Source organism: Halobacteriovorax sp., assembly GCF_048381875.1.
Lineage (GTDB): Bacteria > Bdellovibrionota > Bacteriovoracia > Bacteriovoracales > Bacteriovoracaceae > Halobacteriovorax_A > Halobacteriovorax_A vibrionivorans.
In genome coordinates this window covers 1-26,371 of sequence record NZ_JBLXBP010000002.1, presented here as the reverse complement: position 1 = coordinate 26,371, position 26,371 = coordinate 1, and the positions used below count along the sequence as shown (strand labels likewise).

Here is a 26,371-nt window from a genome sequence, read left to right as displayed (position 1 = left end):
AAAAGTGCCCTTCATATTTCTATAATTTAAAAAATATATTAGAAGTCTTGAATTTCTGAAACAAGTTCAGGAGCGTCGATAAATGGATTTCTATTTCCTTGAATACGCTCAATCTTTTCATTTCTTTCTCTTTCATCAGCATCTACTGGGTCTTGCTTATGCCACTGGCGAAATAGTCTTTCTTGATGAGAGTTTAAGCTGCGGCCATAACGTACTGAGAAGTAGAACATTGCACGAGCTACATTTCCTTTGTGAAATTCTGGTGGCTCAAAAGTGTGGTTGTCAAATTTTGATACCTGACAATCATCAAGTCTTGCGTTCTTACTATCAACTTCACCAAAGTTATAATTTCCTCTGATGCTATTTGCACGACTTTGAGTAGGAAAGAGGTGGTGAAGGTCAGACACTTGGTATCTTTGATCAGCTCCTCCAAACTTTGATTGTGGCCATGTATGCTCACAATTTACGACTTGGTGATTTGGTATTCTATTTCTTCCAATTGTTCCGATATTTGGTGTCGAGTTCGTGTAGACCTCATCGCAATAAACATCGCGAATATATTGTCCATGGCCTCCATCTCTTTTTAAGTGAAGTTCTCCAAAGAGGTATTCACGGGCCGTACGATAAGAGTTTCTGTAGTGACCATCTGAAGTCATTCTTTTTAAATTACTTTTTAAGTCTGAATTTGAATAAGATTTTGAAATTAAGGTTTTAAGTTGTTGAGGGTTGTAGCTTGCTGTCGCAACGAACGACAGTAGGGTTACGAAGAGTAGTTTCATCTTCATTTTTTTCTCCAGTGGTCATTTTTTCTTTGTGTGTGTACTTAATTTATAGGCCAGTTTAATTAATCTGTCTAATAAGAAAAATTAGACCCCCCTTATATGTAATAAAATATTAGGAACTTATCTTAATATTTTGAAAGCATTTTTTTTGACAACACTTGTTAAAAAATAATTAAGTTTAGAATGTTATGTAGATGACGATGTGAGTTAGGTGAAAATAAAAAAGGTCCTTAATGATGCGTGGCTTATCTAAGATTTCCATTGTGTTATTACTCTCTGGGTTGGCCTTCCTTGTCATTCTCTACTTTCAAAGGGATGGAGTGTTGAGGGAGAAGTACCATGAAGAGTTCAAAAGTGATGCAAGGAAACTGTCTGCAGGGATAGTGGCCGCTCGAAATTTAAGAAGTGAAGTTCTTAGTACAATTGCACAATTTTTTTCATCGTCACTAAATGTGAATAAGTGGGAATTTCATAATTTCACAAATAATATGCTCTCAGATTTAAATATTTCTTCAATCTGTTATTTTGGCGAAGATGGAACAACATATAAAACTCTAAATAGTAGAAGAGATAATTGCGGTAAATATCAAAGAAAAAACTCTTCTGGTTTCGATAAAGACACCTCTAACGTTTATATCTTTCAAGATGTAAGCTCTGTTGACGGCACGAAAGGTCGCGCTTTAATGGTTTTTAAATTTAATTCTTTAATACCTAGAGACCTAATAGAAGGTGGCCTTTCAGGGATAAGGATTAACTTACGAACTAGTCAAAGTGATCTAGATTCAGGGATGATGAATTACTTCAATGAAGAAGTCTTTATTGTAGACGGAAATCAAAATTACTATATAGAAGTCACAAAACCTATTTCTTTCTCTTCTCTAACTTTATCTTTTGACTATATTTTAATTCTTACGTTATTTGCGGCCTTATTTGGACTAGTTATCTATAACGTGGAATCAGCTTTAAAACGAGAGAAATTAATTTCTTTAAAAGTTAAAAAACAAAAAAGAGCAATTGAGAGACAATTTGATGAAATTGCGACACAGAAGAAAATAGCTAGTCAAAATGAAAGACTGGCATCAATTGGAGTTTTAGCAGCTGGAATAGGTCATGAGATAAATAATCCTTTATCTATTATTATCGGACAACTAGGGAAGTTAAAAGAGCTAGTTAATCGTCAATCTGATGTCGGGGAAAGACTCTTAAAGGTAGATAAATCAGTTAAAAGAATTGAGAAAATCGTTTCTGCACTTAGAAAATTTTCACGTCAGTCCAGAGATGATGCTGATGAGTCAGAAAAACTTTTTAATGTAAGTGCACTTTTTATTGATACAGTTTCAATGCTTAAGGAGTTGTATGAAAAAGATGGGATTAAAGTTCTTCTTTTACTATCAATTGATGAAGACCTTTATATCAAAGGAGATAGAGGTAAGTTTCAACAGGTGCTGATTAATCTTATTTCTAATGCAAGAGATGCCGTTGAAAATCGTAAAAATGCACTCATAAAAGTTATCGTAAAGTCAGATAGTGAAAACATAGCTGTTTCAGTTTTAGATAATGGAGCTGGTATTACTAAGGAAGATCAGGAAAGGATTTTTGATCTATTTTATACAACTAAAGACGTTGGACGTGGGACAGGTATTGGACTTTCATTAACTCGTGAATTCGTCCAGGATATATTTCATGGAAAAATAAATGTTAGTAGTGAGATTGGAAAGGGGACTGAGTTTCAAGTTGTCGTTCCTGCATATATGGACGAGTCCAAGAAAGAGGAGATAAAGCAAGAAATGATGAATCAAAGTGTCGAAGTTAAAGCTAAAGAAATTAAATGTGTAAAATGTAATGCCTTAGTCGTTGATGATGAAGAAGGTATTAGAGAATTATTACAAGAGATGTTAATGGACTTGGGAATAAATACTAAGACTGCTGAAGATGGAAAAGTCGCCTTAGAGATGTATTTAGATGATCCAAAGGAATTCGATATCATCATTTCTGATTTAAAGATGCCAAATATGAATGGCCCAGAATTATTAAGAGAAATTCGCTCACATAAGAACCTTAATCAACCCAAGTTCATTTTAACTAGTGGGTGCGTAAACTTAAATTTTGAAGGTTCAGACAAGGATGTATATGAATATGTGAATGGATTTATCTATAAACCATTTACTGAAGAACAGTTGATTGAAAAGATCAATGAAGTCTTGTCTAATCAAGAACTTAAATCGGCAGCATAAATTCAATGTAAACTTAATGTTAAGATTTGATCATTATTTTGCCGGGCCCTTTAAAATGCTCCCAAGGTGCAGTATTATTAACTTGTAGGGAAACTTAACGCATTTCAATTCCCGAAGGAAATGGGAGGTTATTTATGAAGCGTTTATTATTGTTTGCCATGATTTTTAGTTCGCTATTTTCATACGCTGAAAAAGATCGAAATATTTCAAGCGTAGGAAATGAAGGTAGTTACTCAAACTCAGCGGCTTATGTCGAAGACAAGATTCCTGAAGATTCAAGAGAGAAGGATGACTCTCGCCAAAGGATATCTCGAGACTATTTTGAAAAATATGTTCATCCAGAAATACACGATAAAAAATTTAGAGAAGATTAAACAAGGGCCACTTTTATAGTGGCCTTTTTATTTAATTACTATTCATTATGCTCTTTACTTGAGATTGAATATCTTTGAATTGTTTTGAGTCAAAATCAATATTCTTTGCCGCGCTTTCTACATCAAAATCAACATTTTTGTTATTCATCTGCTTTGAAGCAAGCTTTCTTCCTAAGTCAGATAATTGATTCCATTCTTGATCAGGCATCGCCGCAAGTTTAGACTTTGCATTATTTGCTTCCTCTGGGCCAATAATTCCTTTTGCTACCATCTTATCAATCATGGAGGCAGTCATATTTCGATCAACACCACTGGCCTGTAGTGAGAAATTAAACAAGAGGCCAAAAACAACTAGTCCTAAATACTTCATATTGTATCCTTTTTTTACTTCACAAAATTATACGATAAGGTCCAGGGCCTACAAAAACCTTACGAAATTTTAGTACGTTATCGCCATTTTTCTTGTTAATATGAGTTTAAAATTGACCACAAAAATTGGATAAAATAGGAGGTCGTGATGGAATTTCTCCACACAATGGTTCGTGTAACTAATCTTGATGAAAGTATGGACTTTTACTGCAATAAATTAGGGCTTAAAGAGGTCCATCGAATTGAGAGTGAAGCTGGACGTTTTACACTGGTTTACTTAAGTGCTCCTGGTGATGTTGAAAGAGCAAAGAAAGAAGAGTCTCCACTTATTGAACTGACATATAATTGGCCAAATGAAGATGGAAGCTTTGAGCAAATGCCAAGTAGTAGCCGTAATTGGGGACATCTAGCATTTAGAGTTGAAAATATTTACGAAACTTGTGAGCGTTTACAAGAAATGGGGATAACGATAAATCGTCCACCTCGTGATGGATATATGGCGTTTTTAAAATCTCCTGATGATATTTCAATTGAGCTACTTCAAAAAGGTGAAGCTCTTGAACCAAAGTCTCCTTGGAAAGAAATGGAAAACACTGGAACTTGGTAGAATTATAAATAGACGTTGCCATGATTCCTACTTACAATGGAATTATGGCAATTTCAGATGATGAACTAAATGAAAAAAGAGACTTAAAATACTATTTCACTTTCGTGGTATTGGGAGTTTTAACAGGAATTGCTTCTTCAGTTTTTCTACATCTTCTAAAGTTAGTTACGACAACGCGATTTAAATACCCAGCTCTTATTTATTTCTTACCTATTGCAATGGTCGTTGCAAATTTTTGTTATAAAAAGTTTTCTCCACTTAGTGAGCAAGGAAATAATCTGATCATTGATGAGGTTCATCGACCTAAAAGAAAAATACCATTTATTATGATTCCTCTCATTATGTTTTCAACTCTTATATCCCACTTATTTGGAGCAAGTGTTGGACGAGAGGGAAGTGCTGTGCAAATGGGAGGCGCCATCGGCGAGCAATTGGCAAAACTCTTTAAGCACTCAAAAAGAAAGCGTGCCGTTTTATTAATGGCCGGATGTGGGGCCGGATTTGGAACGGCCATAGGTGCACCATTGGCAGGTGCAATCTTTGGTATTGAGGCAATTTATTTAAATGTAAAGATAAAGCTTTCAACATTTCTGGAATGTTTGATCGCTTCATATATTGGCTTTTACACGACTCATTTACTATATGCACCTCATTCAACTTATATACGATTTACAAGTTTGGACTTTAATTGGCATTGGCTTTGGTATTCAATCATTGCAGGGCTATTCTTTGGTGCTCTTGCTAGAGGATTTATTTTACTGATCGATAATGTGAAGTCATTTATTAAAAGCTTTGGTAAGCCTCTACTTATAACTTTTCTAGGTAGTTTATTATTAATAATGATTTACTACGTATTAGATGACATCTCTAAACAAAGATATACAGGCCTTGGTATCGAAGTTATTCAGCAGGCCCTTGTTGAGTTCGTATCGATAAAGGATGTTATTTTAAAATTTCTACTTACTGCAATATCCCTAATATCTGGAATTAAAGGGGGAGAGTTTACTCCCTTAGTGTATATTGGTACGACTGCTGGTTCATGGCTTTCATCAGTTTTAACGATAAACCCTAATCTTTTGGCCGCAATCGGCTTTTGTGTCGTCTTTGGAGCAGCTTCAAATACACCTCTTGCTTGTATCGTTATGGGAGCTGAAATATTTGGCCACCATATTTTACCCTATCTGATCGTTGCTATGATTATTGCTCAAATTGTTTCAGGTAAGGAGAGTATTTATTCAGCTCAAATTCTTAAAAAGATTAATAGTTGAGTAAAATGCTTCTGACTTAAACTAGCAAATAAAAATTTTTTCTTTTCAAATAGTTTTCAAAATTTCTATAATGACTTGTTTACATTTAATTATATACTTTCAGGGAGGAAAGAGATGAGAAAATCAACGCTATTGATTGCACTAATCACTGCAATCTTTTCAATTCAATCTTATTCTTGTGATATTCACGGAAAAACAGGTTTCATGCCAACAAACGATATGTATCGTGGAGTTGATGCTCTAACAGGTAATGGAATGACTGAAGAACTTTTCAATATCATTATCGATCGTGCAAATGAAGTTTATGCTCCAGTAGTAGAAACAGAAGGTGCAACTCTTAAGTTTCACCGCAAGTGGGAAGACGGAACAGTAAATGCATACGCTAACCAAGCTGGCGGAGTATGGAATGTTCACATGTTTGGTGGTCTAGCTCGTCATGAGCTTGTAACTCCAGATGGATTTGCACTAGTAGTATGTCACGAATTAGGACACCACCTAGCAGGTGCTCCAAAGATCAAGAGATTTTGGATCCCATCATGGGCATCAAACGAAGGTCAATCTGATTACTGGGCATCACTTAAGTGTTTCAGAAGAATCTTCCAAGATGACAATAATGCTCGTATCGTTTCAAAAATGGAAATCGATCCAGAAGTTGAAAAGAAGTGTGATTCAGTATGGTCTGATGAAAATGAAAATGCACTATGTAAGAGAATGGCACAAGCTTCTAAAGGTTTAGCAACTCTTCTAAACTCTGGACGTCCAGTATCTTTTACTACTCCAGATTCATCAGTAGTTAGAAAAACAGATGATAAGCACCCAGCAGGTCAGTGTCGTCTAGATACTTACTTCCAAGGAGCTCTTTGTGATAAAGATCTAAATGAAGATGTATCTAAAAGAGATGCAACTATTGGTACTTGTAATAGAATCGATAATTACGAAACAGGTATTAGACCACTATGTTGGTATAAGCCAAAAAATATGTAATTTCTTATTAAGTTAGATATTGATATAAAAGAAAGGCAGGTGAAAACCTGCCTTTTTTTTATTTTAGAACTTCTTTTATTTTTTCTAGTTTTCCATCTATCGTATATTGATTTTCAAGACCTAAGATTCTAAGGATAAGAGGGAAGATATGAATATTCTCTTTTGATTCTCCTAAGTAACTCTCTTTAAAGTCGGGGCCACTTGCATAGAATATTCCATGCATATCCATATCTGAATATTGATCCCAACCATGAGAGGCCTTAGGCATTTTAAATTCTGTTGCAGCAATCCAATATCCATCTTGAGCGATACAGGCAAAATTACCAACTCTTGGACTTGATCTGAAGTGTAGTTTTTCTGGAGTTGAATCTTTATCAAAACATTTAAAATTCTGTGCTAACTTATTGATAGAGCTAATATCTTGGGAGATATTTCTTTTGTTCTCTTTCAAATAGAATTGAACAATCGGACCTGAGCCGTAGATTCGATAATCCTCTTTCATGCTAAGAAGTTCCTCATTCTTAAGAATTAATTCTTTCTTAATTTCGTCTACATCCTTCATTCCATGGTCTGAGACAATGATGATATTTAAGTTAGGGACAATCTTTCTTGCAGTGGCAATAAAGCTTTCTAACGTTTTATCTACTTTTAAAATTGCTTCTTTTACTTCTTTGGAGTTTGTTCCATAGTGATGTCCTGCTGAGTCTACGTCTGGAAAATAAAGTGTAATAAAGTATGGCCTTTCTTTTTGAGGAAGTTTTAGCCATTCAATGATTTGTTTCGTTCGCGCCTCATGTGGCATTGTGTGAATATAGTCATACCAATAACTTGGCCTTTGGCCACTTATCTCGGCTTCAGAGCCTGGCCAAAATAGAGTCGCAGACCTAAGTCCTTGCTCTTCTACAGCTGACCAGATTGGAGTGGCAAGATAGAAGTCGGAGTTTTTAACTGCTTTGCGATCTCTAAGTGAGTAACTTTGGTTTAAATCAGGTGCATAAAAGTGATTGGCCACAATTCCATGATTCATTGGATATCGGCCAGTGGCAATAGATAAATGATTAGGAAAAGTCTTAGTCGGGTATGCTGGAACAAGGCCCTTTAATTGTGTCCCACTCTTTGCAAACTGAGAAAGAAACTTCGGTGAATATTTCTTAGTGTAGTCATGACGATAACCGTCAAGAGAGATGAGAAGAACTGGGTTGATATTTTGAAGCTCTTCAACTGAAGCAGCATTGGGGTTCTTCTCTTCTATGTGATAGCTATTTTTAAATTCTGAGTCATTCTTTGTACATGATATTAAGAGTACAAGAATAGGTAAGATAATTCTTAACATGAATAAATCCCTTATTTTAAGTCATTAATAATGACATTTTAAGGGATGATCCTAACTTTTGTATATTAGGAATTAATAACAGTTATAATCATCAAACTCGATATCTTGATAGGCGAATTTCAATGTTCTTATATGATCAAGTGGAATATCAATTTCTTGGCGAAATAGGCCATCGATATCTTTTGTAAAAATGATCCCGTCAACTACTTGGTACTCTACTGTTTCTATCGTCATGGTAGAAACCTCCCTTTCAATCTTCTTCATTGAAGAATTCTAATAATTTGAAAGTTTAAGAACAAGTAAATTTTTTCTTAAGAAAGCCGGTAATAGAGGAGTTCTAAAGGATTTCTTAAGGTTTGTTATCTGTTAAAAAGTGGGTGAGTTCCTATCCCTGTGTATTTAGTAGTGATATAGAAGATAACTGCAATAAAAGTTGTTACGATAACTGTGGATAGTAAGAACGTTAAATTATCTGAGATATTTTTGGACTCCATAAGCTTTACGAGCTTCTGTTGACCCCAAATGCCTCCACCAATGGCCAATGCGAAAACAATTGCCGTTGAAAAAAGGGTGAGTGTGATATTCATAGGCGCTGAATAGCTACTAGACTCTTGTGGAGCAGGGGACTTTGTGGCCTTCTTTTCTGGCATAATGAGATCTCCCCCTGATGTTTTAGCATCAAGGGATACTTCTCTTTTTACCGAGTTTGTTGGTAGATAAAATCTCGAAAACGCAGGCTTTTCATTGGACTGGTATGCCTCAATTGTAAAATTGATATGAATATCTTTATCCACGACGTTACCACCATCAAAAGTTTTGCTCCAGTTGATATCAAAATCAAAACGATCAATGATAAAGCTGCCTTGAAAATAATGTCCTTCTTTTTCTGTCCATGGATCGCTTCTTTTACCAAGATAAGTGATTTTCACAGGTACTGTTTTTTGAACTTTCTTAATTTTGACCTGGATCTCAGTTTTTACTTCTTTTTCTTTTATTGAAAATGGTTGTACAGACTGAAACTTAATTACAGGATATTTCTTTGCATCAAAGAAATCGTCTTTTTTTAGGTGTTGATCACGCTTTTTATCAAAAGTATTAATCGAATTAACTTTGATTTGGCCAACAAGGTTTGAGATGGTCTTATCTTTCATATCAAAGTAGATTTTATAATCTTCAAATTGTCCCTCAACGTCTGTTAAGGCCATATACTTAACTTTGAACTTTAACTTAGAATGCTCTTTGTTAACTATATATGAAGCTGGATGTACATTTACAAAAGACAGGCAAAGAATTAGTGCAAAAAAAAGGTGCCAAATTTGGCACCCTTTATATTTCTTACTTAACGTATTTTTCATTATAGTCCTCAATTCCAAGGTTAATTACTTTCATTGCATCTTCAGCACCGTATAGGTCTGTGATTTCAACTTTTGCTTCACCTTCTTTTACAGGAATTTCTTTATAAGTTAAGAAGTAGTGCTTAAGTTCTTCTAAAACAGCAGTTGGAACTTGATCTACATCTGTGATGTGCCCAAACATTGCATCGTCTTTTAGAACAGCAATGATTTTATCATCAATTTCACCACCATCTAGCATTCTGAAACCACCAATAGGAACACAGTTAACTAGGATATCACCTTGCTTAATATTCTTTTCTGTAAGAACACAGATATCAATTGGATCTAGATCACCAACAATTCCTGTTCTTCCTGTTTCTGACTCAGCAAAGTCAGCAGATTTCTTATCTGAGTAAGTACGTGGAATTAATCCATATAGTTGTGGAATAATATTTGAGAACTTTTGTGGACGATCAACCATTAGGTAACCGCTTTCTTTATGAACTTCATACTTAACACGGTCATTTGGTGTGATTTCAATATATGCGTTTAGAACTCTCTTTGATTCGTCATCCCATGTCTTGATACCATGCCATGGATTTGGTCTAAACATTTGTCCGTACTTTTCTAAAAACTCATTTAGCTCTGCGTTATTCATTGTTAATCCTTTGAAAAATATTTGCCAATAACTTAGCACAAAGAGAATTAACTAGGAAGTAAATAGGAGCTCAAATCTTATTTGGTAAAGAACTTGATGATTTCAGCAAAGGCCGACTTTCTTTTGACTTCAATCTCACTTTGAGACATCTTTTTCAGTGCTTCGGCGCTTTGTGTCGTGGCATTGTAAATACCAATCTTAGTCTCTATTTCTGCAAGAATCTTCTTTAGGTAAGCCTCTTCTTTAGGATCGAGCTCATCTGAACGAAATAGGATATTTGCTAAGTGATGCAGTTGAGAGAGGTGGGCCGGATAATTAACATGCCCAATGAACTCGTCTGGTCGATGACGTTGTTCAAGATCCTGACGTAAGATCTCCTTATCCTCTTCATTTAACTTTGCATTATGGATAAATTCCTGAATAAGCTCTCTTTCTTGCTCGGAAACAATATTATCGAGATGAGAGAGCGCAATTAGGGTTCTCCACATATTAAGGAAACTTTCGTATTTCTTTGTATCTGTTAGCTCATTCATATTAAAATACTAACATAATTGAGAATTCAATGACTTATAGAGGATATACTTTGCCTAGTAAAAAGCATCCTATAAAGAAGGTATAATAAAGAAGTGTTTTAATGGGCGATTATTTTTATCGCATATAGGTTTATGAAAGTAGAAGATTACTCTAAGAAAATTTCACAGATGAATAGTGAGCAGCGTAAGCAGCTTGATCGTATTCGTTCAGGATATCGTGAAAATCTTAAGAACCTAGAGGATAATAACGAAGAGAAGTTAAATACTCTAAAGCACGAATACTCGAAAAAACAAGATGCTCTCATCAAAGATAATCAATCGAAATTAGAGATTGCTGCCAAGAAGGCCAAAGAGGCCATCGCTAAATCTAAAGAATTCTTTCGCAATAAGAATGAGCAAACACAAGAAGAATTTCGTAAAGTTTCAAAAGAGCAAAAAACAAACTTTGATGAAAAGCTATCTACTTTAAAAAAGTCATATTCAGATACAATTGAGCAGCGAGAGAAGACATTCTCTAATAGCCTAACTTCTCAAAAAAGAAGAGCAGATGAGCGTGTCGAGTTAAACCAAGACCGCTTTCAAGATAAGATTAAGGAACTTCATAAGCATAGTGAAGAATCGACTGAGAAGTTAAATAATGACTTTGCTAAACTTGAAAAAGAGCAAGTTAGAAAGAATCGAAAAGAATTAAATGAATTAAAGTCTCAATTCACTCTAGAAAATCATGAGTTAAAAAATGATGCTAATAAAACACTACGTAAGGTAGTTGATGAAGGCAAAAGACGTGAAGACTTCCTTGTTGAAACGAAGAAGCAAGCTTTAGAAGAGGCCAACGAATCATATGTTAGAGAATTAAATAAGAAGCAAGAAGGCGTTGATCAGATTGCTCGCGACCTACACCTTAAAACACAAAAAAATCTTCAGGAACAAAGGCTTGCTCATCAAGTTGAAGTCAGTGATATCCTTCGCGCAGAAAAGAATAAGCGTGAGGATATTAAAAGTAACCACAATGTTGATATTGCTCGATTTAAAAGTTCTCAATCAATGAAGGCCGTTGAGGATGCAGGCATAAAAGATACTTACGAGCAGAAGCTTGAGCGTCTAAAGCAATTAAACGCTGATATTATTAATGATTTTGAACGAAAGTTAGTTCAAAAAGATATTGGTGTTACAAAGAGAATTAAAGAGCAGTCCCTTGATCAACAAGAGCGCTTTATTAATTTTAAAGATCATATGAGAGCGAATATGGATCAGATTCAGGCACGTTCTCAAAAACAACATGAGATAAAGAAAGCACAATATAATCGCAATATCACTCATGAAAAGAAAGTTGCTGAAGATAATATGCTTCATAAAGAAAATCAATATCGTGATCTAATGCAGAGTCAAAGAGAGCACTTTAGAGATAATCTTATTCGTACAGAAGAAAAGAGTGTGGAAACCGTAAACTCTCTTCAGGAATCATTTAGAGAAGAGAAAGAAGAGATTAATGCTCGTAATCGTCGTATGTATGAAGATACACTTATGACTCATCAAAAAGAGATGGATCAAAAGATCGGTGATATTCAAGCTTCTTATGAAAAGAAGTTTCAAGACCAACAGGCACAGCTTAAGAAAACACTTGCTGAAACAGAAGAGAAGCTTCATATGCTTACTGAAACAGGTAAGCGTAGACAACAAGCTGAAAATGAGTTCTTTCAAGAGCAAAGCCGTATGCAACGAGCTGAGATGAAGGATAGTGTTGATCATATTAAGGATCAGTATGAGAAGCGTTTCCAATCACTTCGTGATGATTTCAACACAAAGCTTAAGATGATGAAACAAGAAAATGAAGTTAAGCTTTCACGTATGACTCATAACCATAATATGGAAAAACAGAAAATGACGGCCGATCATAATACAGATATGCGTCGAAAGCTAAATATGGCCCAAAAGAAATTAGAGCGTCAGATGAGTGATTCTAAAAGGCTTAGAGATCAACTCGTATCTAGTTACGAAGAAAAAATTAAAAACCTAAAAAAACAATATGAATTAAAACAAATTGAAGAATATAAGAAAGTTTAATGAAGATAGTTGTCCAAAGAGTTTCAAGTTCCCAAGTCAAAGTTAATAATGAAATCGTCGGCCAAATAGAGAAAGGTCTTAACCTTTTAGTATGTATCGAACATGATGATACAATGCAGACTCTTAAAAAAGCCGCTGATAAGATTGTCGCCTTAAGAATTTTTTCTGATGAAAGCGGACGTATGAATAAATCCGTTGTTGATATTGAGGGAAGTATTTTGGCCGTCTCACAATTTACCCTTTCTTGGAATGGAAAGAAGGGGAATCGTCCAAGTTTTGATGGAAGTGCCAAACCTGAAGTCGCTCAGAATTTATTTAATGAATTTGTTAAATTACTAAATGAAAAAGTTCCAGTAGAAACTGGTATTTTTGGAGAAAGCATGGCCGTCGTCATAAATAACGACGGGCCAGTGACATTTCATATTGAATTCTAAGAATTGATAAAAGTTATGCTGTAACTTTTGAGTTTTCTGATGCTTTTTCTTTTCTTTCAATAGCAACAGCTGCTTTCCAGATCCCTGCAAAAATAAAAGCAAAGATAACAAAGAAAGTTGCGATGTGAAGTACTTCGATCGTCATCGATGAAGCAATCATTTCTTGATTTCTAACAGGCTCAAGCATTTCACCCTTAGGTACAATAGAAGTTTCGTAAACTTTAGCGTTTGCCATAAGGTCTCCGTAGTAGGTTTAAGTTGTCGATATCCCGAATATATTAAACAATTTTAAAATAAAGTCTAGTAATATCTTAACCTCTCTTAACTTTTTGAAACATGCTCTAGGTCATCTTTTCAGAAGTTTTAAAAATGAGTACATATTTCATAGTATTTGTGCCAGTATGGACAAACAAAATTACGTTTGATAAATATTTTTTATTTTAACTTAGGGGGAGAAATGAAATTTTTAAAAATGGCCCTTCTTATGACTATTTTATTTAGCTGTAAGGAATTTAAGGGTAATTTATCTGTCACTTCAGAATTAAACTTAAAAACATCAAAAGATAGCCTAACTCTAGCTCCAGGTGAGTACCGTACAAAGGTTAAATTTGTAGGTAAGAGAAAAATGGTTATTAAAGTTGCAGATGAAAAACTAAAAGTTAAGTTTGATGATAAGCTTAAGCTTCCATCAAATGGTGAATTCTTTTTAGACAAGCTTGATACTTCATTAAATTATGACATTGCTGGAACAATTTCAACTGAAGTTGAAACAGGTCCAATCCGTCATCGTAGTGAGTTCTGTGAAATTACTCATCCACAAGTTGTTTGTAACAGACGTGGAGAGTGTCGTACAATCTATCGTCGATTCCCAGGACGTACTCACGTTGAATATCGTGTTGATACAGTGACTAAGGAATTTGCTCTAGACTTTACTGATGCAGGTCAGACTTATTCAACATTTAGCTCAACAGATGTTAGTAGAGATACTGTTTATCTTTATAGAGGACATTGCGCTATTTACTAGACTAAAAAAATATTCAAGCAAAAATATAAGGGCTTCTTTTTAGAAGCCCTTTTTATTTATTTCATCTATTTGTTCATTAAGAGTCCAGAAGTCGTATAGAATCCCGAATAGGAAGAATCCACCAGTTAAGAGATAGAGAACTCCCATAATAATTTTACCTTGGTAAAACTTATGAAAACCAAAGACTCCTAAGAAAGTTAGGAGAACCCAAGCAATATTGTAGTCCAATACTCCGTCGTAGTAGCGTACATCACATTCTTCATCCATGGCCGGAATGAGAAAAATATCAATAAGCCATCCCACACCAAAAAGACCTAGAGTTAGCATCCAGATTGTTCCTGAAACAGGTTTACCATAGTAGAAGCGGTGAGAGCCCATAAAGCCAAATAGCCATAGAATATAGCCCATGACTTTACTGTGAGTATTATTAGGTAGTGTATTTTGATTCATTACTTATACTCCTTAGTTGCCCATGGAGGCGCCTTACTGTCAGATAACATTTGATCAAATGAGTTTTCAATCTTTTCAAAAATCTCTTTTGCCTCAAAGAAGTCTTCCAATTCTTCAATTTGTTCCTCTTCTTCTAAAGAGAGGGGAATACCAGTGATGATGAAATTTAGTTCACTACCTTCACATTTTGCATTGATGTAAAGTGTGTGAAAGCGCATTTCTTCATTCTGATATTTGGTAAGCTTCGAACCAGAAAGAAAGAGATGGTATTTATCATTAGTATTTGCACCAATTTCTGTTTGGAAAAAATACTCAATATCGTTAAATTCGCAAGAGAACTTCATAATTTGCTCGTTGGTTTATTAGATTTAAATTTCCTATACAATATAATTATACTAGACTTGGAGATATATGTGAAAGTTGATTATCTTAAATCACAAAATACTGATGACTCAAATGGAGATAACGTGAGCGAGCAGGATAACAAGCAAAGGCGACAGCCGCGACGAATTTTAGTTGGTGGAGATAAGAAAACTCTGCCGCTTAATGATCAAGAAATTTTAATTGTTGCTTCAAAACTTAAGAAATATATCAAAGACAAACATGGCCTTAATACTTCGGCCAACGTGATGCAGGTTCTATCTGATATTGTTAGAGTAAAGTGTGATGCAGCAGCTGAGCGCGCGATGCAAAGTGGCCGCAAGACTCTTCAAGATAAAGACTTCTAATAAATGAGTAAATTAGAAGAAATTGCAAATCAGGTTGAGCTTTTTTCCTCAAAAGAAAAAACTTCAGTAACTCTCTTTGGTGGGAGCTTTCACCCATTTCATAAAGGACATCTTGAATGTCTTAACCAATGTTCTAAGTTTGAGGATAATATTATTATTGTTCTCGACTACAGTCATTGGAAGTCTAATGAGCAAGACGATCCATATGGTGAGTACTTGAAGATTAAGTACATGACTGAAGATCGTTTTCAGATTTATACGGGCTTTTGGGCAAAGAAGCAGCGTCGGCCTACGTATGAATGGTTAAAAGAAGTCGACTACCCTGAAGTTAATTGGCTTATGGGTGATGATACATTTGGTTCGTTCTTGCAATGGCATGAAGTTGAGAAAGTGTGTCAAAAGCTTAGCAAGGTCTATGTTGTTCCTAGAGAAGAGAAGATGGCCCAATATCGTGAGGTTGAGAAGGTTATTAAAGAATATAACCCTAAGCTAGAGGTGATTTATCTAGAGCCTCATGAGTTTCAGGACTTGAGTTCTACTGAGATTCGAGAAAATAAATAAGAGAAGATTGTTTATAATAAGGCTAAGAATTAAGGCTAAGAAATAAAAAAGCTCCTGTAGGGAGCTTTTTTATTTCTATCGCTAAGGCTTTCCCATAGCTCCAGATACAACAAAGCCGGGCTTGAACCCGGCTTGTTGAATAGATAATTTGCCCTCTTCGAGGGGAGCTAGCATCGCGTCCAATAGGTTGCCTTTGGGCAACCAATGCCGCGAGTGCTTACTTAACCTTCCAGTAGTACTCAATTACTAGCTGAGAGTTGAAGTCAAATGGTACATCTGACTCAAGAGGTGCAGCAACCATAGTTGCTTTCTTCTTGTCTGAACCTTCAACATTGTAACAAGCTGGAACAGCTGCGAAACGTGGAGATTCTTGAGTTTGCTTGTAAAGTTGGTTGTTGTAACCTTTCTCAGTTAGAGTAACAACATCACCTTCTTTAACGATGTATGATGAACGGTCAACTTTCTTTCCGTTAACTTGTACTTGTCCGTGAGAAACCATTTGAGAAGCTGCCATCATTGATGGTGCAAATCCAAGTCTGAAAACAACGTTGTTCAGTCTTGACTCAAGGTTTGTAAGAAGTACTTCCATCCACGGCTTACCAGCAGTGTTCTTCTTAGCTTGCTTAACGTAAGTAACAAGTTGCTTTTCTCTTAGACCGTAGTGAAATACTAGTTTTTGTTTTTCTTTTAGACGAACGGCATAGTCAGAAATTTTCTTTCTTTTGTTACCGTGAACACCTGGACCGTATGGACGACGAGCTAGTGCTCCACCTTTACCAAGACCTGGAAGTTCAACACCTAGTGCTCTTTGGATTTTAAAGCGTGATCTCGCTGTAGTACTCTTTGCCATGAGGCTCTCCTTATGAATTAAGATTGGGTGGGACAAGGATAAAGTTGCATCACATCTCAAAGGCACAAAGCCTTAGGCCCATCAATCTTATCTAATATTTTCGGATGCAACTGAAGCTTTATAGCTAATAGTCATTACTTTTGTCAATGAATAAATTCGTAAATACAAGAAATTATAGAGGAATGCCTTGTTGCTTTTTAAAGATTTCAAGTACTTGTAACGTTTTAGCTCCTGGACGCCCTCCGCCAATGGCCTGGTTGTCAATTTTTACAATAGGAACAAGGTATTTTGTAGAGGATGTTAGGAAGCACTCATCTGCTTCTTTTAATTGGGAGCCAGTGATATTTGTCTCTTCAAAAGGGATATTATTTTCACCTAGAATCTTAATGACATTTTCTCGAGTAATACCTTTTAAAAGTCCGGCCGCAATTGGGGGAGTTTTAAAGACGCCATCCTTAACGATCCACAGGTTACTTGTTGTACACTCAGTAACATTACCGTCTTGGTTGAGCATGATTGCATCAAAGTAGCCTGCTTCACGGGCCTCGTTATAAGCTAGGATATTGTTGAGATAATTTCCTGACTTTATATTTGGGTCCATTGATTTAACTGGGTTTCTAAGTGTTGAAGAGACGATGACTTCAACACCATCTTGATACCAAGTTTTTGGATTTTCTTGTAAGTCTTTTCCAATAATAATGAGGTTTTGTTTGCTGGCCGCTTTTGGATCAAGTGTAATTTCACCTTCACCTCGGGTGACAACTAATCGGATATAGCAGCGCTGGAATCCCTCTTTATGAAGCTTTGTGGCAACTTTCATAATTTGTTCTTCCAACTCTTTGGCCGTGAATTGAAGGTGCATATGCATCTTAAGAGCTGAGTTACGAAGACGTTCAAGATGTTCGTCGAGAAAACCAATCTTTCCGTTTCGAACTTCAGTTACCTCATAGACAGAGTCACCATAGAGAAAGCCACGATCAAATACTGAGATTTTGGCATTTTCTTCATCAATAATTTGGCCATTGATACTAATTACTTTCATGGAAGAATCGACTCATATCCCTTAGGAACGATATTCCAAGCGTCATTTTCAAAGCGTATCTTTTTCACTTCTTTATTGTCTTTATAAATCTTTTCCCCACATTGAAGCCAGTCTAGAATTCCTCCAAAGAGGTTTTTAAATTCCGTTTTCTGATTTGACTTTGCGAGCTCAAGAATGGCCTTTGTTGCACGTGTTCCAATCGTTGAGTAAACGATAACTTCGCGTCCTTCTAGGCTTTGGTGAGTCTCATGCAGTTTTGAAAGGGGAATGGCCCTTTGAATATGAGAGACATCGTATTGATAGATATTTCGAGCATCAACGAGAACGAGTCTGTTGTCGCGGCGTAATAGTCTTTTTGAAAGATATTGGCAGTCCACAGATTTTACACTTGGGTACTTCTTCCCAAGGGCCGTTGCCATACTTGTTATAACTTGTTTTTGGTTCTTTATACCTTCAGTGTCGATACACGAAGTAAGAAATAATAATGACAAGATAATATACTTCATTGTGCTTCCTATCTGCTCTTTGAATCTATGTTATTTAAGTAACTTATAAGTGATTTATAAGTGACTTCATTCTTATCAAATCTATTATTATTTGACCAAGAAGAAAAGATAAACCATAATTTTAATATGCAAAAATTATTGAAATCACTCATCTTATTAAATTTATTCTTCATCGCAGGTCAACTCTCACACGCTGCTAGCTTGGGACTTGATGACATAGAGGAACCTATTTTTAGATTAAGAGGTGATTCAGGTACCAACCTTAATGAGCTTTTTATTAACCTAGGTGGTGATAGCTCGACTCCAGAGGCTGCAATTACACTTTATGTTCCAGTAAAAGTTACGGCCAGCCAAGAAGCAGCTTATTATTTTGATACTTCAAGTGATCTACCAGATGTCGTTTCTACTGATGGAGGATTGTACTTTCAGGATATCGATACTAAAGGTTACAGCGATGAGGAATTATATGTTGCTGTAAAAGATAATAGTAATGGATCAGATGCCAGCTTTAGAATTGTGACTCAAATCCCTAGCTCTGATGTGGAAGCTCCTTTTGTCAGCTTCATTGATCTATGTTCAACATCGGAATTAAATTGCGCTGGTTTTACAGATAAACTTGCAACAATTAAAGATGAGATCGAATTGGTTTTCTTTTTAAAGCCTGATGGAACTGACTATCCACCAAATGAAGATAATATCGTTATTCCAGATACTGTCGGGCAAGCACTTTATTTTAAATTAGTCATGAGTGCTGCTTCAGAAGATATTCAGACAAAGTCCTCTCTAGTTATTAATGCAACTTTTGACGGGGATGCAACTGGGATCATTGAGTATACAGGTGATCACGGAGGAAATGGTTCTTATATTTCTAGAATGGCCTTATATTTAGTTAATCCATCGGCCGCTGTAGCAAAGACTAACTTCAGAGAAATTATTGAAGAAAAAGGTGAAGATGGAACAATAAAAGTTTCTAGGCTGACAAATGGATTAAATTATCGTGCGGCCATCGCTTACGTTGATCATTTTGGTTTTATCGGAACACTTGTTGAAAGTAGTGATATTAATCCTAAACCAATTGAGAAATTATTGGCCAAGAATCAATGTTATTTAGTCACTGCAGGCTTTGGCCATGACCACTATGTCTTAAATTACTTTCGCCATATTCGAGATGAGTACTTAATGAGCTTTGGAGCAGGGCAATTATTTGTCGAGTTTTATTATGGAACAGCGCCAAAGTTTGTAAAATATATCTTAGAAAACAAAGCCTTGGCCTATACTATTAAACTGTATAGCTTATCAATTTATTTTATTTTACAAAATATAGTATTTATAATAGGATGCATTACATTATTATCGACTTATACATTTAGAAGAGAAATTAAAACATGCCTTACAAAGTACTAATCGTTGATGACGAACCAGATATTTTAGAGCTTTTAGCTGAAGAATTACAGTTTGAAGGTTATGAGACTGAATGTGCAAGTTCTGGAAATAGCGCTGTTAAACTAATCAATAGTGGTGGAACTTTTGATGCGATTATTTCTGACTATAAGATGCCCGATGGTAATGGAAAGGTCGTACTTGATTGTTCAAATAGTCACAAAGAACAAAAGGATAAGGTTTTCTACTTCGTCTCTGGCCAAGCAGATATTTCTCTTAAAGAGGCCATGAAAGAAGGGGTAACTCGCTTCTTCTATAAGCCATTTGATCTTGATGAATTACTAACGAGTTTAAAAGGCGATTTAAGCCAATAGATATATCAAGGCCCTGTTTAACAGGGCCTTTTTTTTAGTTTAGAATTGTTGAGTGAGTACCGCGAACAAAGCGATTTTTTCCAAGGTGATCTTCCTTACTTTCCTCAATTAATAGATCCCAAAAGTCATCCATTTCATCATATTGAGCAAGCAGTTCATAAGTACGGCCAAGGCCTTGTCTTGAAAAAGCACTTCTTTGAAACTCAACATTTGTACGAAGAGTATCAAATTCATCTTTTAGAGTATTAATTGTTTCAGTACTTAGGTCATCGAATTCCTCTTGCATTAGTTCAAGAATTCGAGTGGCCATTCTCTTAGGTCCAAAGTAGCTAGAGATGAAGTTGATAAATACCTTGGCATTAATCTTTCTAAGAATAGGGTTGGCCTTATTGTAGAAAGTTGCTAGGAAACATTCATCAATTTGTTGGTGTCTCACTTCATCAAGCATGTGGTAGTAATGGCACTGCCAGAAGTTCCAATCAACATCTTTTTCTTTTAGGGCCTTATTATATTTCTTCGAGATATCTAATGTACGTTCTTCAAAGAATAGGGCAATCCAAATCCACCATAGAAAGATTTGTGGAAATTTCGTCACAATTTTCATGATAAAGTTTTGAGTCTTAGAAAGCTTAAAAATTCTTAGAGGATTCTCTTTTGAGTAATTCTCAGGTTCTGCTTTCATTAACATACGAAGAAAGATTTCACCGTGCTTATCTTCTTCTTCCATAAAGTGATCGATGGCCTCGTTCATTTCTGGATTTAGCTTATAGATTCTCTTACAGCTTCTAAGAGCTGGATTGAGAAGTACATTTTCAAACCATATAAATTGCTCGCAAATTGAAAGGCCAATTAATTGGTTAAAGCGAAGCTTTTGAGCATCAGTTAATAAGTCATAACTAGGAAGATATGAGATTGTAATCATCTCATCTGGTGTCCACTTTAAACTCTTATCAATTGGCTTTGTCCAATCAAGAGCTTCTACAGTGAAAGCACGGTCCACAGATTGTTTATTAAGTCTTTGCAGTCTTTCTACTAATCTTGTTTCCATAGTTCTTCCATCTCTTCTTTATGATTATTTTCTAAGTATTTAATTAAGTCTGTTGTTGTTTGGCACTGTAGGAAGATCGTAACAGGTAGATCTTCAAAGTCTTCTTTAAGTCTGGCGATAAAACTCATGGCATCGTATGAATCTAGTCCAAGAGTTGCAAACTTTGTGTCTTCACTTAGCACAACTTCTTTATCTGAAACTTCTGCTATTGCTTCATTTAAATATGTAAGAAGTTCTTGTGCCATTATTTATCCTATTTTTTCTCTTAATAAGAAATTAAACTTAAACTTATTTTTAATCCACTTTGATGCAAGTAAGTTAAGGCCAAAGCGTTTTTCAACTTTATTTAGCTCTCCCTTAAGAAAGCGCTGTCTCGCATCCTGTCTTTTTACTTTTCCACTTGTGGTCTTCTTTAGGGTCAACTCTGGAACAATGATAATACTGTCTAAAGTTAGTGCAATTTTAGATCTAAGGATTTCAATAACTTGCTCCTTAATCTTATTACGGCCCTCTAATGACTTCTCATTCGTTTCAATAACGATTTTTGCCAGTTCACCATCTAGTCCTGGCACACTGAAGGCCACGATGCGACCTAGTTTTACTTGAGGTACTTTTGCGGCCTCAAACTCGATATCATTGGCATAAATATTGACTCCATTACAGATAATTAAGTCTTTGCTTCTTCCTGTAATATAGAGGTTTTTGTCTTCATCTAGAAAGCCTAGATCACCGGTATTGAGCCATCCATCTTCTAGGTGAGTGGCACGGCCATAGTAGTGGTCTGAAATTGATGGCCCCTTAATATAGATTTCTCCAATTCCATTTTCACTATTTCTTATCTCTAGCTCGGTAGGAGAGAGGACTTTCCCACATGAGATATACTCTTCATTGTCACGAGACTGTTTTTTATACTGAGTTCCTACTTCGTGGAAGGTAACAGCAAGGGTTGCTTCTGCAAGTCCGTAAACAGGCATTATGGCCTTTGAGTTAAATCCATATTTCTTAAAGCGTTTGCTAAAAGCATCGAGAACATTTGCCTTGATTGGCTCAGCTCCACATTGAGCAAAACGAATATGACTTAGGTCAAGACCTTCAAGTTTGCTTTCTGGAATCTTTGTGGCGCAAACATAGTAGGCCGAATTTGGTATACAAAGGGCACTACACTTCGTTTCACTCACTAGGTGTAGCCACTTGTGAGGGGCAATAACATAATCCTGAGTTCGCACAATATGACATTCTAGATTACTTAGAAGTGCTGTCATTAGACTTCCTATTAGTCCCATGTCGTGATGAAGTGGAAGCCAAGTACAAATCGAGTCTTTATCTGTTAGCTTAATCCCAATATTAATTTGCTCATTATTTGCCAGTAGATTTTTATGACGAATAACAACACCCTTTGGTGCAGAAGTAGAACCTGAAGAGTATTGAATAAAACAAGTATCTTCAAGTGTTGGGTTTGCAAAGTTTGATGCCAGTTTTTTTGCCTCATCTAATTTAAATATATTTGTGTAGCCCGCTGGTGTCTTTTTTGCGGCGATATACTTTGTTTTTGCACTAGAGGCAAATTGAAAGAGTAGCTCTTCAAAGTCTTTCTTTAGCATCAGGGCATTTGAGGCCATTGGAACAGGTGTATTTCCAGATAAGATGATCCCAAAGAAGTAAGTGACAAAGTTTTCTTCGTTTTCAAAAGATAGAATTATATTCTCATCTTTAATATCGTTTTCAATAATCTTAGATGCAATCTGACATGCTTTTTCCATCATCTCATTAATGGATAGAGAAGACACAAGCTTATAATTCTTATAAAAGAATAAGACTTTCTTATTTCTTTCTTCAATCGAGTGTGAAAGTAGCTTTTGAATTAGATTATGCATCAAGCTCTCCTTCAATGAATTGGATGATTTCAAGCGTTTTATTAAAGATATGTGGCATAAATACATATTCATTTACACTGTGACCAACATAGTAGAAGAGTACGCGATTAAGTAAGTACTCATATGAGCATGCTAACATATTTTCTAGTTTTTCATTTCTCGCTAGCTCAATACCGTCTTTTTCAAAGAATAATTCAATATCACTTGCAATCTCCTCACTTGGAGTTGTAAAGCTCATGAACTCTACTAAATCACGGTATGGAGAATTAAATCTTGATAATTCCCAGTCGTAAAAACATGGGCGACCTTTCTTAAAACAGATATTTCTTGGGTTAAAGTCATTGTGTGTAAGAGTCTTTGGACCTTCATCAATAAGCTTTGCCCATTTATTGATATTAGAAAGAATTTCTTCTAATTTACTTTCTGTTTCTGCACTTATGTAGCGCTGAGCACGGATATAGGTAATAATTGATTTAGTTAAATCAGCGTCAACTTTCGTCTTTCCTAAGTTTAGTGAAGAATTACTAACTTCTTCACTTGAAAGAAAGCTGGTGTGTACCTTTGAAATGGCATCATAAATAAGCTCTCTCGTTGAACTAATCCACAGCTCTGGAGAGGCTTCAGTATTAATAAGCTCTACTTGTGAGAAGTTTAAATTTTCAAGAAGAATTAAATATGCTTCTTTTTGAGTATTGATATAGGTACCGTGTAGAGTCGGTATATAACGTGAAAAATCACGTGATACCATTCGGTAAGCCTCTATTTCTCTAATATGACATTTTGTAAATTCGTTATCTCGAATAGTCTTTAAGAATTTGCGTCTTATATCACTATCTGCAAAACCAGCAATTGCTGCAAGGCCTGCAATTACATCAGTATCTAGTGGTTTTGATTTTAAAATAACTTGTTTTTCTTTATCCACTTCAAGTGCAGTGAAGCCCAGCGACTTATTTACAACTCTTGATGTTGCTTCTGTGATGATTCCATTTTCAACGTTAACTTTTACATCGTGTTCAATAGTCTCACTTTCTTTTAGTGATTCAGAAAGATCAGAGAAGTTTTCTTTGATAAAGTCTTTTGTTATATCTTTTGTCTTAAGCTGATCTTTTGGATTATTTCTTCCAAGCTTGTCGTGAGCGTAAGCAAATTGTCCACCACAGATAGCCGACATTGTTGAAAGCTCAAGAGAAAGAGCAGCTCCTGCAATAATTTTTGCAAAACGCTCAACCTTTCCAGCTCCTGCACAATCAATTGCTTGTAGACAATTCTTATAATGGCCAAGTCCTGTTCCACCACCAACTGTACCAATGACAAGAGATGGAAGAGTTAAACTTACATATAAACCTTTTTCGTGTTTTTCAAAATTTAAAACCGCCGTAGATGACTCATGGATACAAGCAAGGTCTTGTCCCGTTGAAGCAAAGATTGCAGCAACTGCATTGGCAACGTTTACGTTATATCCCATCATCCCTTCAAGGCGTGTGATAGGAAGTGATCTAAGATATAGGTTAATTAAGTCTGTACTTGAAGTTTTAAGGATTCTCTTTAGTACTTTTTCTGTGATCACACATTCTGCAGTCACGTAAGTTCCACGAGTTTGCATGGCCGATCCAACTGAAACTTTCTTATCACTTGAGCCATTTCCTTCTAAGAAAAATTCAATAAGATTAATCTTAGAAGTAAGAAGTTCTTCTTTAATCCATAGACATGACTGCCAAGTACAAACTGTAGTCATATTCTGACCAGAAGCATCTGCACATTCATAAATGAATTTAGCGTGAACATTGCGACCAATAAGAGTCGTCTTGATCTTTTTTAGATCAGCAAAATTAGAATATTTCTTTGTGATACTTTTGATTGTATTAAAATTATCTTCAAGCCATGCCTTAAATTCATCAGCATGATCAATATCTTCAAATGTAAAAACAGGTGCGCGATACATGCGCTTTCTTGTGACCTTTGCTTTGAATCCACCACATAGTGAAACAGCAAGTGCTCCACGAGTAATTGAAGAAACCAGAGCACCCTCTGAAGTTGCAATAGGGATGTAGAGCTCTTCCGTCTCTCCCTTTTCATTCATTTTCAGTGGCCCACAAATTCCCATAGGAATTGAAATACTTCCAGCGTAGGACTCGATATTTCCCTTTAAATTTAGGCCATCCAGGTCCGTTGTTGCAATGGCATCAAGGTCTTGCCCACATTGCTCTTCTAGAAGCTCGATACGCTTTAGACGAGCTGCCTCAGAGTAGTCAAAACGAGATGGGGCCGACAGCCTCTTCTTTGTCGCTTTCTGGGCAGTTTTTGGGGCAGGAGCAAGCTCCACATTTGCAGAATTTGTGTGTGTTTGTTCTATCTTCATCCTTCTAATATAGCGTTTTGAGCGTTTCACATGGGGGAGTTTGAAATTAATACTATAGGTGTTCAGAGTTTTTACGTTGTTTTGCTCTATTAACTAAAGGATTAAACTTTTTAAAAACTTGAACATAAATTTTCTTGAATAAGGCTTTGTTTATAAACCCTTGTTATTGTTGAAGAATTATCGTTTAGGGTTTTCTTAAAATTTTGATGTTTGTAACTTCTATGATTACAGTAGTTTATCGTTTGTAACTATGATCTTTCTTAAGTTACTGATATTGCTCATGTTTTTTGACTATCAAACGATAAAGTGTCGTATATTACTAGATGTGTATTTCGAAAATTAGTCAGATTTTAAAAGAGATACGACTTATACGAATTACTTAGGCTACATCAAAATATTTATGATTATTGAATTTTATAACTACTTAATGACGCAACTGAAAGGGTTCATTCCTGTAGGAAGCTATACAGAGAAAGTATTACTACTTCTCATTGTCACCATCGCTGCGTTGATCTGGTTGAAGTTAATAACTTACTGTTTAAAAAAGTTTATTGATGAGAGAGCAAAAGAGAAGAGTATGGATATTGAGATGACGTTAGATGGTGATTTAAAAATGACAGAGCCCGCACTTAAGGATTTCAATATTCGTCCTTGTCCAAGTTGCGGGAAGCGCACAATCTCTTGGATGCATGCAATAAAGAAGCCTCAGACTTGTGGAAATTGCACAAGACGATTTGTCGGTGTTATTCCTGAAAGCAAGAATCGATTCTGCTTTTGTCTTGCTATGATCAGTATCCTAGTGGGGGTGTTCTTACTATCGATACAAAGTGTATCAAGTAAAATTAGCTTTCTTGTGGCAATTGTTGGGCTTCTAATATTCTTTCTTTATAGGCTTTGGCCAAAAAAACTTGTTGAAGTTAAAGACTAATAAGTTTTTCGGATATTATGTTATATATAATCAAATAGCTTAGTATAAATTTAAAATTAAACCTTTAAGATAATATCCCATTAAAATTTATTTTATTTTGTCGATAATAACTATATGAAACTTCTTATCATATTATTTTCAATCTTCATTTATTGTAAAAACGGGTATTCTGAGCAGAATATTTATTGCGAAGACTTTGAAACTTTTAAACAAATAATAAGTGAACTTCAAAAAAGAAGTCTCATTCCAAAGATTTCTAATATTAATAATTTT

The 26,371-nt window shown here is 35.5% G+C and carries 30 protein-coding genes; 13 read left to right on the top strand and 17 right to left on the bottom strand.

The features are described from left to right. Positions 1-38: 38 nt before the first annotated feature. The gene (locus tag ACN5L8_RS04280; RefSeq protein WP_419172394.1) at positions 39-785 is read right to left on the bottom strand and encodes an endonuclease I family protein; all 747 of its coding nucleotides are present in this window, start codon (positions 783-785) and stop codon (positions 39-41) included. Positions 786-1,015: 230 nt separating this feature from the next. Here ACN5L8_RS04280 and ACN5L8_RS04275 point away from each other — a divergent pair, with 230 nt between their 5' ends. Further along, the gene (locus tag ACN5L8_RS04275) at positions 1,016-3,016 is read left to right on the top strand and encodes a hybrid sensor histidine kinase/response regulator (RefSeq protein ID WP_419172393.1); all 2,001 of its coding nucleotides are present in this window, start codon (positions 1,016-1,018) and stop codon (positions 3,014-3,016) included. A gap of 134 nt (positions 3,017-3,150) precedes the next feature. Then, a complete protein-coding gene (locus tag ACN5L8_RS04270; RefSeq protein WP_114706403.1) occupies positions 3,151-3,390 on the top strand; it encodes a hypothetical protein in 240 nt (79 codons plus the stop codon). A gap of 31 nt (positions 3,391-3,421) precedes the next feature. Here the strand turns inward: ACN5L8_RS04270 and ACN5L8_RS04265 are convergent, their stop codons facing one another. Beyond that, positions 3,422-3,760, bottom strand: coding sequence for a 30S ribosomal protein S20 (locus ACN5L8_RS04265; RefSeq protein ID WP_120404552.1), 339 nt, complete (start codon positions 3,758-3,760; stop codon positions 3,422-3,424). Positions 3,761-3,907: 147 nt separating this feature from the next. Between ACN5L8_RS04265 and ACN5L8_RS04260 the strand changes: the two genes are divergently transcribed. The 3 genes from ACN5L8_RS04260 (at position 3,908) to ACN5L8_RS04250 (ending at position 6,618) form a co-directional block, all read left to right on the top strand. After that, the gene (locus ACN5L8_RS04260) at positions 3,908-4,366 is read left to right on the top strand and encodes a VOC family protein (protein WP_419172392.1); all 459 of its coding nucleotides are present in this window, start codon (positions 3,908-3,910) and stop codon (positions 4,364-4,366) included. 44 nt (positions 4,367-4,410) lie between these two features. After that, positions 4,411-5,634 (top strand): chloride channel protein, encoded by a 1,224-nt coding sequence (locus ACN5L8_RS04255; RefSeq protein WP_419172391.1) that lies wholly within the window; start codon positions 4,411-4,413, stop codon positions 5,632-5,634. Between the two features lie 114 nt (positions 5,635-5,748). Continuing rightward, positions 5,749-6,618, top strand: coding sequence for a hypothetical protein (locus tag ACN5L8_RS04250; protein WP_120404555.1), 870 nt, complete (start codon positions 5,749-5,751; stop codon positions 6,616-6,618). A gap of 58 nt (positions 6,619-6,676) precedes the next feature. Here ACN5L8_RS04250 and ACN5L8_RS04245 read toward each other — a convergent pair whose 3' ends face one another. The 5 genes from ACN5L8_RS04245 to ACN5L8_RS04225 form a co-directional block, all read right to left on the bottom strand. Then, positions 6,677-7,951, bottom strand: coding sequence for an ectonucleotide pyrophosphatase/phosphodiesterase (locus ACN5L8_RS04245; protein ID WP_419172390.1), 1,275 nt, complete (start codon positions 7,949-7,951; stop codon positions 6,677-6,679). 72 nt (positions 7,952-8,023) lie between these two features. After that, positions 8,024-8,215 carry a hypothetical protein gene (locus ACN5L8_RS04240; protein WP_133296905.1) on the bottom strand — a complete coding sequence of 64 codons (192 nt, stop codon included), beginning with the start codon at positions 8,213-8,215 and terminating at the stop codon, positions 8,024-8,026. Positions 8,216-8,310: 95 nt separating this feature from the next. Next, the gene (locus ACN5L8_RS04235) at positions 8,311-9,306 is read right to left on the bottom strand and encodes a YceI family protein (protein ID WP_114706397.1); all 996 of its coding nucleotides are present in this window, start codon (positions 9,304-9,306) and stop codon (positions 8,311-8,313) included. After that, positions 9,287-9,943 carry an inorganic pyrophosphatase gene (locus ACN5L8_RS04230; RefSeq protein WP_114706396.1) on the bottom strand — a complete coding sequence of 219 codons (657 nt, stop codon included), beginning with the start codon at positions 9,941-9,943 and terminating at the stop codon, positions 9,287-9,289. The genes ACN5L8_RS04235 and ACN5L8_RS04230 overlap by 20 nt, the downstream gene beginning before the upstream one ends. Before the next feature lie 77 nt (positions 9,944-10,020). After that, positions 10,021-10,476 carry a DUF533 domain-containing protein gene (locus ACN5L8_RS04225; RefSeq protein WP_412474370.1) on the bottom strand — a complete coding sequence of 152 codons (456 nt, stop codon included), beginning with the start codon at positions 10,474-10,476 and terminating at the stop codon, positions 10,021-10,023. 132 nt (positions 10,477-10,608) lie between these two features. Here ACN5L8_RS04225 and ACN5L8_RS04220 point away from each other — a divergent pair, with 132 nt between their 5' ends. Both ACN5L8_RS04220 and dtd read left to right on the top strand, forming a co-directional pair. After that, positions 10,609-12,540 carry a hypothetical protein gene (locus ACN5L8_RS04220; RefSeq protein WP_419172389.1) on the top strand — a complete coding sequence of 644 codons (1,932 nt, stop codon included), beginning with the start codon at positions 10,609-10,611 and terminating at the stop codon, positions 12,538-12,540. Further along, positions 12,540-12,974 carry a D-aminoacyl-tRNA deacylase gene (dtd, locus tag ACN5L8_RS04215; RefSeq protein WP_412474372.1) on the top strand — a complete coding sequence of 145 codons (435 nt, stop codon included), beginning with the start codon at positions 12,540-12,542 and terminating at the stop codon, positions 12,972-12,974. Before ACN5L8_RS04220 ends, dtd begins: the two co-directional genes overlap by 1 nt. A 13-nt stretch (positions 12,975-12,987) precedes the next feature. Here dtd and ACN5L8_RS04210 read toward each other — a convergent pair whose 3' ends face one another. After that, entirely contained in the window at positions 12,988-13,209 is a 222-nt protein-coding gene (locus tag ACN5L8_RS04210) for a hypothetical protein (RefSeq protein WP_114706392.1), read from the bottom strand. Between the two features lie 222 nt (positions 13,210-13,431). Between ACN5L8_RS04210 and ACN5L8_RS04205 the strand changes: the two genes are divergently transcribed. Beyond that, the gene (locus ACN5L8_RS04205) at positions 13,432-13,998 is read left to right on the top strand and encodes a hypothetical protein (RefSeq protein WP_114706391.1); all 567 of its coding nucleotides are present in this window, start codon (positions 13,432-13,434) and stop codon (positions 13,996-13,998) included. Positions 13,999-14,037: 39 nt separating this feature from the next. Here ACN5L8_RS04205 and ACN5L8_RS04200 read toward each other — a convergent pair whose 3' ends face one another. Beyond that, complete coding sequence (locus tag ACN5L8_RS04200; RefSeq protein ID WP_114706390.1) at positions 14,038-14,448, bottom strand: NINE protein; 411 nt, start codon at positions 14,446-14,448, stop codon at positions 14,038-14,040. Beyond that, positions 14,448-14,792 (bottom strand): hypothetical protein, encoded by a 345-nt coding sequence (locus ACN5L8_RS04195; RefSeq protein ID WP_334679244.1) that lies wholly within the window; start codon positions 14,790-14,792, stop codon positions 14,448-14,450. The genes ACN5L8_RS04200 and ACN5L8_RS04195 overlap by 1 nt, the downstream gene beginning before the upstream one ends. Positions 14,793-14,861: 69 nt before the next feature. Between ACN5L8_RS04195 and ACN5L8_RS04190 the strand changes: the two genes are divergently transcribed. Together ACN5L8_RS04190 and ACN5L8_RS04185 are read left to right on the top strand one after the other, a co-directional pair. Continuing rightward, the gene (locus ACN5L8_RS04190; protein WP_419172388.1) at positions 14,862-15,176 is read left to right on the top strand and encodes a hypothetical protein; all 315 of its coding nucleotides are present in this window, start codon (positions 14,862-14,864) and stop codon (positions 15,174-15,176) included. Between the two features lie 3 nt (positions 15,177-15,179). Continuing rightward, entirely contained in the window at positions 15,180-15,737 is a 558-nt protein-coding gene (locus ACN5L8_RS04185) for an adenylyltransferase/cytidyltransferase family protein (RefSeq protein ID WP_114706388.1), read from the top strand. Between the two features lie 217 nt (positions 15,738-15,954). Here the strand turns inward: ACN5L8_RS04185 and rpsD are convergent, their stop codons facing one another. From rpsD to ACN5L8_RS04170, 3 genes are all read right to left on the bottom strand, one after another. Continuing rightward, complete coding sequence (gene rpsD / locus ACN5L8_RS04180; RefSeq protein ID WP_114706387.1) at positions 15,955-16,587, bottom strand: 30S ribosomal protein S4; 633 nt, start codon at positions 16,585-16,587, stop codon at positions 15,955-15,957. A gap of 172 nt (positions 16,588-16,759) precedes the next feature. Beyond that, on the bottom strand, positions 16,760-17,629 hold the full coding sequence (locus tag ACN5L8_RS04175; RefSeq protein WP_114706386.1) for an aminotransferase class IV: 870 nt from the start codon (positions 17,627-17,629) through the stop codon (positions 16,760-16,762). Further along, positions 17,626-18,135, bottom strand: a complete 510-nt coding sequence (locus tag ACN5L8_RS04170) for a rhodanese-like domain-containing protein (RefSeq protein WP_419172387.1) — start codon at positions 18,133-18,135, stop codon at positions 17,626-17,628. The genes ACN5L8_RS04175 and ACN5L8_RS04170 overlap by 4 nt, the downstream gene beginning before the upstream one ends. 126 nt (positions 18,136-18,261) lie before the next feature. Between ACN5L8_RS04170 and ACN5L8_RS04165 the strand changes: the two genes are divergently transcribed. Together ACN5L8_RS04165 and ACN5L8_RS04160 are read left to right on the top strand one after the other, a co-directional pair. Further along, complete coding sequence (locus ACN5L8_RS04165; RefSeq protein ID WP_419172386.1) at positions 18,262-19,539, top strand: CFI-box-CTERM domain-containing protein; 1,278 nt, start codon at positions 18,262-18,264, stop codon at positions 19,537-19,539. Further along, positions 19,521-19,889 (top strand): response regulator, encoded by a 369-nt coding sequence (locus ACN5L8_RS04160; RefSeq protein ID WP_114706383.1) that lies wholly within the window; start codon positions 19,521-19,523, stop codon positions 19,887-19,889. Before ACN5L8_RS04165 ends, ACN5L8_RS04160 begins: the two co-directional genes overlap by 19 nt. A gap of 34 nt (positions 19,890-19,923) precedes the next feature. Here the strand turns inward: ACN5L8_RS04160 and ACN5L8_RS04155 are convergent, their stop codons facing one another. From ACN5L8_RS04155 to ACN5L8_RS04140, 4 genes are read right to left on the bottom strand one after another with little or no spacing between them, the layout of a single operon-like run. Further along, the gene (locus ACN5L8_RS04155; protein WP_334679240.1) at positions 19,924-20,937 is read right to left on the bottom strand and encodes a diiron oxygenase; all 1,014 of its coding nucleotides are present in this window, start codon (positions 20,935-20,937) and stop codon (positions 19,924-19,926) included. Next, entirely contained in the window at positions 20,922-21,182 is a 261-nt protein-coding gene (locus ACN5L8_RS04150) for an acyl carrier protein (RefSeq protein ID WP_419172385.1), read from the bottom strand. Before ACN5L8_RS04150 ends, ACN5L8_RS04155 begins: the two co-directional genes overlap by 16 nt. A gap of 3 nt (positions 21,183-21,185) precedes the next feature. Then, positions 21,186-22,811: an AMP-binding protein gene (locus ACN5L8_RS04145; RefSeq protein WP_419172384.1), complete on the bottom strand. Its 1,626-nt coding sequence runs from the start codon at positions 22,809-22,811 to the stop codon at positions 21,186-21,188. Further along, positions 22,804-25,170, bottom strand: a complete 2,367-nt coding sequence (locus tag ACN5L8_RS04140; RefSeq protein WP_419172383.1) for a phosphotransferase — start codon at positions 25,168-25,170, stop codon at positions 22,804-22,806. Before ACN5L8_RS04140 ends, ACN5L8_RS04145 begins: the two co-directional genes overlap by 8 nt. A gap of 427 nt (positions 25,171-25,597) precedes the next feature. On the opposite strand from ACN5L8_RS04140, the gene ACN5L8_RS04135 reads away from it, so the two are divergent. After that, entirely contained in the window at positions 25,598-26,098 is a 501-nt protein-coding gene (locus tag ACN5L8_RS04135; RefSeq protein WP_419172382.1) for a hypothetical protein, read from the top strand. Positions 26,099-26,371: the final 273 nt, after the last annotated feature.

Bases quoted from the DNA above. Each gene is read 5' to 3' on its own strand.
- ACN5L8_RS04280 (WP_419172394.1), bottom strand. From the start codon at position 785: ATGAAGATGAAACTACTCTTCGTAACCCTACTGTCGTTCGTTGCGACA.
- ACN5L8_RS04275 (WP_419172393.1), top strand. From the start codon at position 1,016: ATGATGCGTGGCTTATCTAAGATTTCCATTGTGTTATTACTCTCTGGG.
- ACN5L8_RS04270 (WP_114706403.1), top strand. From the start codon at position 3,151: ATGAAGCGTTTATTATTGTTTGCCATGATTTTTAGTTCGCTATTTTCA.
- ACN5L8_RS04265 (WP_120404552.1), bottom strand. From the start codon at position 3,760: ATGAAGTATTTAGGACTAGTTGTTTTTGGCCTCTTGTTTAATTTCTCA.
- ACN5L8_RS04260 (WP_419172392.1), top strand. From the start codon at position 3,908: ATGGAATTTCTCCACACAATGGTTCGTGTAACTAATCTTGATGAAAGT.
- ACN5L8_RS04255 (WP_419172391.1), top strand. From the start codon at position 4,411: ATGGCAATTTCAGATGATGAACTAAATGAAAAAAGAGACTTAAAATAC.
- ACN5L8_RS04250 (WP_120404555.1), top strand. From the start codon at position 5,749: ATGAGAAAATCAACGCTATTGATTGCACTAATCACTGCAATCTTTTCA.
- ACN5L8_RS04245 (WP_419172390.1), bottom strand. From the start codon at position 7,951: ATGTTAAGAATTATCTTACCTATTCTTGTACTCTTAATATCATGTACA.
- ACN5L8_RS04240 (WP_133296905.1), bottom strand. From the start codon at position 8,215: ATGAAGAAGATTGAAAGGGAGGTTTCTACCATGACGATAGAAACAGTA.
- ACN5L8_RS04235 (WP_114706397.1), bottom strand. From the start codon at position 9,306: ATGAAAAATACGTTAAGTAAGAAATATAAAGGGTGCCAAATTTGGCAC.
- ACN5L8_RS04230 (WP_114706396.1), bottom strand. From the start codon at position 9,943: ATGAATAACGCAGAGCTAAATGAGTTTTTAGAAAAGTACGGACAAATG.
- ACN5L8_RS04225 (WP_412474370.1), bottom strand. From the start codon at position 10,476: ATGAATGAGCTAACAGATACAAAGAAATACGAAAGTTTCCTTAATATG.
- ACN5L8_RS04220 (WP_419172389.1), top strand. From the start codon at position 10,609: ATGAAAGTAGAAGATTACTCTAAGAAAATTTCACAGATGAATAGTGAG.
- dtd (WP_412474372.1), top strand. From the start codon at position 12,540: ATGAAGATAGTTGTCCAAAGAGTTTCAAGTTCCCAAGTCAAAGTTAAT.
- ACN5L8_RS04210 (WP_114706392.1), bottom strand. From the start codon at position 13,209: ATGGCAAACGCTAAAGTTTACGAAACTTCTATTGTACCTAAGGGTGAA.
- ACN5L8_RS04205 (WP_114706391.1), top strand. From the start codon at position 13,432: ATGAAATTTTTAAAAATGGCCCTTCTTATGACTATTTTATTTAGCTGT.
- ACN5L8_RS04200 (WP_114706390.1), bottom strand. From the start codon at position 14,448: ATGAATCAAAATACACTACCTAATAATACTCACAGTAAAGTCATGGGC.
- ACN5L8_RS04195 (WP_334679244.1), bottom strand. From the start codon at position 14,792: ATGAAGTTCTCTTGCGAATTTAACGATATTGAGTATTTTTTCCAAACA.
- ACN5L8_RS04185 (WP_114706388.1), top strand. From the start codon at position 15,180: ATGAGTAAATTAGAAGAAATTGCAAATCAGGTTGAGCTTTTTTCCTCA.
- rpsD (WP_114706387.1), bottom strand. From the start codon at position 16,587: ATGGCAAAGAGTACTACAGCGAGATCACGCTTTAAAATCCAAAGAGCA.
- ACN5L8_RS04175 (WP_114706386.1), bottom strand. From the start codon at position 17,629: ATGAAAGTAATTAGTATCAATGGCCAAATTATTGATGAAGAAAATGCC.
- ACN5L8_RS04170 (WP_419172387.1), bottom strand. From the start codon at position 18,135: ATGAAGTATATTATCTTGTCATTATTATTTCTTACTTCGTGTATCGAC.
- ACN5L8_RS04165 (WP_419172386.1), top strand. From the start codon at position 18,262: ATGCAAAAATTATTGAAATCACTCATCTTATTAAATTTATTCTTCATC.
- ACN5L8_RS04160 (WP_114706383.1), top strand. From the start codon at position 19,521: ATGCCTTACAAAGTACTAATCGTTGATGACGAACCAGATATTTTAGAG.
- ACN5L8_RS04155 (WP_334679240.1), bottom strand. From the start codon at position 20,937: ATGGAAACAAGATTAGTAGAAAGACTGCAAAGACTTAATAAACAATCT.
- ACN5L8_RS04150 (WP_419172385.1), bottom strand. From the start codon at position 21,182: ATGGCACAAGAACTTCTTACATATTTAAATGAAGCAATAGCAGAAGTT.
- ACN5L8_RS04145 (WP_419172384.1), bottom strand. From the start codon at position 22,811: ATGCATAATCTAATTCAAAAGCTACTTTCACACTCGATTGAAGAAAGA.
- ACN5L8_RS04140 (WP_419172383.1), bottom strand. From the start codon at position 25,170: ATGAAGATAGAACAAACACACACAAATTCTGCAAATGTGGAGCTTGCT.
- ACN5L8_RS04135 (WP_419172382.1), top strand. From the start codon at position 25,598: ATGACGCAACTGAAAGGGTTCATTCCTGTAGGAAGCTATACAGAGAAA.